Origin of the sequence: Acidocella aquatica (assembly GCF_030160635.1) — a bacterium.
GTDB classification, from domain to species: domain Bacteria; phylum Pseudomonadota; class Alphaproteobacteria; order Acetobacterales; family Acetobacteraceae; genus Acidocella; species Acidocella aquatica.
Genome location: NZ_BSOS01000037.1, coordinates 1 through 3,216, shown reverse-complemented (window position 1 = coordinate 3,216; position 3,216 = coordinate 1). Strand labels below are relative to the sequence as shown.

2 protein-coding genes and 2 pseudogenes are annotated in these 3,216 nt (G+C 58.9%); 2 read left to right on the top strand and 2 right to left on the bottom strand.

All coding sequences use genetic code 11. The features are described 5' to 3' along the window. Positions 1–246 precede the first annotated feature (246 nt). Positions 247–435 (top strand): annotated as a pseudogene (locus tag QQJ84_RS07195) (IS701 family transposase); the annotation flags it as partial. Between the two features lie 193 nt (positions 436–628). On the opposite strand, the gene istB reads toward QQJ84_RS07195, so the two are convergent. Together istB and istA are read right to left on the bottom strand one after the other, a co-directional pair. Beyond that, positions 629–1,357 (bottom strand): IS21-like element helper ATPase IstB, encoded by a 729-nt coding sequence (gene istB / locus QQJ84_RS07190; protein WP_284257450.1) that lies wholly within the window; start codon positions 1,355–1,357, stop codon positions 629–631. Beyond that, on the bottom strand, positions 1,357–2,856 hold the full coding sequence (gene istA, locus QQJ84_RS07185) for an IS21 family transposase (protein WP_284257449.1): 1,500 nt from the start codon (positions 2,854–2,856) through the stop codon (positions 1,357–1,359). The genes istB and istA overlap by 1 nt, the downstream gene beginning before the upstream one ends. 125 nt (positions 2,857–2,981) lie before the next feature. Here istA and QQJ84_RS07180 point away from each other — a divergent pair. After that, positions 2,982–3,164 (top strand): annotated as a pseudogene (locus QQJ84_RS07180) (transposase); the annotation flags it as partial. Positions 3,165–3,216: the final 52 nt, after the last annotated feature.

The window sequence follows — 3,216 nt, the reverse complement described above, 5'->3', positions numbered from 1 at the left end:
CAGAATCACACGGGATTCGAGCCGCGCAATAGCCAGTTTTCACCAAAAGTTATGGGTAAAAGAAAGTACGAGTACTCCACCTCGCGGCATGGCCTTTTTTTCTCTACACCTCAGCCTTCGCCTATCAGCCCGCTTCGGTGCAGGACTTGGCCGAAGATCCCCTTCCGTTAATTCGCTCATCACCCGAGGCGATCCCGCTAGCGCTACAGTTGCATTTTATCGCGAGTTCTGAATCAATGGGCAACCATGATTCAGGCTCTGATAAGTGGCGGCGCATCTGTTGAAGAGACATTGGAGCTTTGGGCGTCTTCGCTCCGGGATGTGAAGGGCCGTATACGTCCGTTGTTCACGCCGTCTCGTGTTGCGGCGTCGGCGGGCGATTTTCTTGATACGCTTCTTGGCAACGAGTCGCGCAAGACGGGGTGTGTCAAATCGCTTCCAACCGTGACCCCTCTTTCGCGTCCAATCCCGACCCCCTGGGCGTTAGTCGATGTTCGATCTGGCGTTAGTTTTGGTCCATGGAACAGGTTTAGCGCCTCCGCCCTCTGCCCCGCGCCGTATGGCGCGGGGCAGAGGGCGGAGGCGCTAAACCTGTATCGGTCCTTATGTGGCAGAGCGGCCGTGGATATCAGCCGCGGTTTTTAAAACGCCAGCTCTCATTGCCGGTCTCGACGATGTCACAGTGGTGAGTCAGGCGGTCCAGCATGGCGGTGGTCATTTTGGCATCGCCAAAAACCTGCGGCCAGTCGGCGAAGGCGAGATTTGTGGTGATCAGCAGCGAGGTATTTTCGTAGAGCTTGCTGATGAGGTGGAACAGCAACTGGCCGCCGGACTGGCTGAACGGCAAATAGCCAAGTTCGTCGATGACGATGAGATCATAGCGCAGCAGTTTCTCCACCAGCCTGCCGCTGCGTCCAGCGGCTTTCTCCTGCTCCAGCTGGTTGACCAGATCAACAAGGTTGTAGAATCGGCCACGGGCTTTGGCGCGGATGACGGCAGAGGCAACGGCGATGCACAGATGAGTCTTCCCCGTGCCGGTTCCGCCGATAAAGATGGCGTTGCGCCTGGCATCGAGGAAGGCGCCGGTCGCCAGTTCGCGCACCAGCCCTTCGTCGATCACAGTGCCGGCGAAGCTGAATTTATTCAGATCTTTCAGTACCGGGAATTTGGCCCCGGTAATCCGGTAGCTGATCGACCGGGCCTGGCGGTATGTATGCTCGGCGCGGATCAGGCTGGCGATCAGCGGGTAGAATTCATCACGCCGCGCCATGCCTTTTCCTACGATCTCGTCAAAAGCGGAGCGCATACCTATAAGTTTAAGATCAGTCATCGCTGCCAAGATATCCTGGCGCTCCATCACGCGGCCCGCCGTAGGCTGTCATAGCGAGCGCAATCGGCGGCCGGTTCAAATTTCAACCGCAGGGCATCGGGCGTGGTGATACTCGGCGGCAGAGCTGGTTGCAGCCTGCGCGCCAGCACGGTGAGGATGACATCGCTGCCAGCAAGCCCCGCCTCCAGCGCCTCCGCGCAGGCCGCCTCCACCGCCGCCAGGCCATGCTCCAGCACCGCGTTTAGAATTTTCACGAACTGCCGGTCACCATCGGCGTGGCTCTGCAATTTGCGCCGTACCTCGGCGAGCCCCGCCGGCAACTCCCAATCCTTGAACGGCGCACCATTGCGCAACGCGCCAGGTTTGCGCAGCAGAATCGGCAAATAATGCCAGGCATTGTAGACCACCTGATCGCGCCTAAAATGCCGCGGATGCTCGGCCACAACCTCATCGCCCAGCAGCACCACGATGCGCTCGGCATGTGAGCGTACCAGCACCTTTTGCCCGGCGGCCCGCGCATCCACGCTGTAGCGGTTATGATCGGCCATGATCAGGCAGGTGGTCGTGGCGCGCACCGCCTTCTCAACAAAACCATCGAACGGGCCACGCAATTCCATCAGGCTGGCGCGTTCTTCCTGGAACACCGACCAGATCGTCCGGTCCTTGAACTCGGGATGCATCGTGGCTTTGGCATGAGCAATGCACTGGTCTTCCAGCCACGCATTCAACTCGGCCAGACTTTTTACCCGCGGCTTGGGCAGGAACAGCCGGTCGCGCATGTTCCCCACCTGGTTCTCAACCTGCCCCTTCTCCCAGCCTGAAGCGGGCGTGCAGGCGCGGGGCTCTACCAGATGGTGCGAGCACATTTGTAGAAAGCGCTGGTTATACTTGCGGGCTTTACCGATAAAGATCGCCTCCACCGCAGTCTTCATGTTGTCGTAGATGCCAACCCGGCAGACCCCGCCATAAAAGCCAAACGCCTTGTCATGCGCGTCGAACACCAGCTCCTGGGTCTCACGGTGATACACCCGCACAAACGGCATACGGCTGTGCGACAGCTTCATATGCGCCGCCTTGACCACCACCGGCAGGCCCTGCAGCGTGATGGTCTCGTGGCTCCAGTCGAACTGATACGCCGCACCAGGCGCAAAACTCAGCGGCACATAGGCTTTGTTCGGCAACCGTGCCTGCTCGGCACGCCACGCCTTCGCAAACCGATGCACGCTGTCATGCGCGCCATCATAGCCGCGGCCACGCAGTTCCTCGAACAAACGCTGCGTCGAGCGCCGCTCCCGGCGCGGTAATTTCGCCTCCAGAGCCAGGATATCGCTCAAAACAGCCAGCCAAACCCCAAGCTTGGGCGCAGGCTGAACGCCTCGGTCATACTTGAATGACGTCGCCTGACCACGAACCACCTTGCGCACCGTCGCCCGTGAAACCGACAGGCAGCGCACAATCTCCTTGATCGGCACATGTTCTTCAAAATACGCACGACGGATATCGCCTATTAAATCCACACCAATCATCCCCAAAAATACCCCCCGGGCCCGTTAGAGGCCGCAGGAAGAATGCTGACATAAAAACGTCAGAGGGGTCAGTTTTGGACGCGAAAACGACCCCTCATGGGGTCACTATTGCAAGCGATTTTACAACGGGGTGGATGCACGCTGAGGCGGCGGGTGATGTCGTGCGTGATTATGTTGTCGATCATCTGGCTGCGGACGACGCGGTTCTGGTGATCGACGAGACCGGTTTCCTCAAACAGGGCCGCAAATCATGCGGCGTTAGCCGACAATATACGGGCTCCGCGGGCAAGATCACCAACTCTGATGTTCGTTGTCCATCTCTTTCGGCATGAGCAGGCAATCTCCGATAGTTCCGGAGTT

What these genes read in the sequence shown, in the direction of transcription:
- istA (WP_284257449.1), bottom strand. Translation starts at nt 2,856, where the DNA reads ATGATTGGTGTGGATTTAATAGGCGATATCCGTCGTGCGTATTTTGAA.
- istB (WP_284257450.1), bottom strand. Translation starts at nt 1,357, where the DNA reads ATGGAGCGCCAGGATATCTTGGCAGCGATGACTGATCTTAAACTTATA.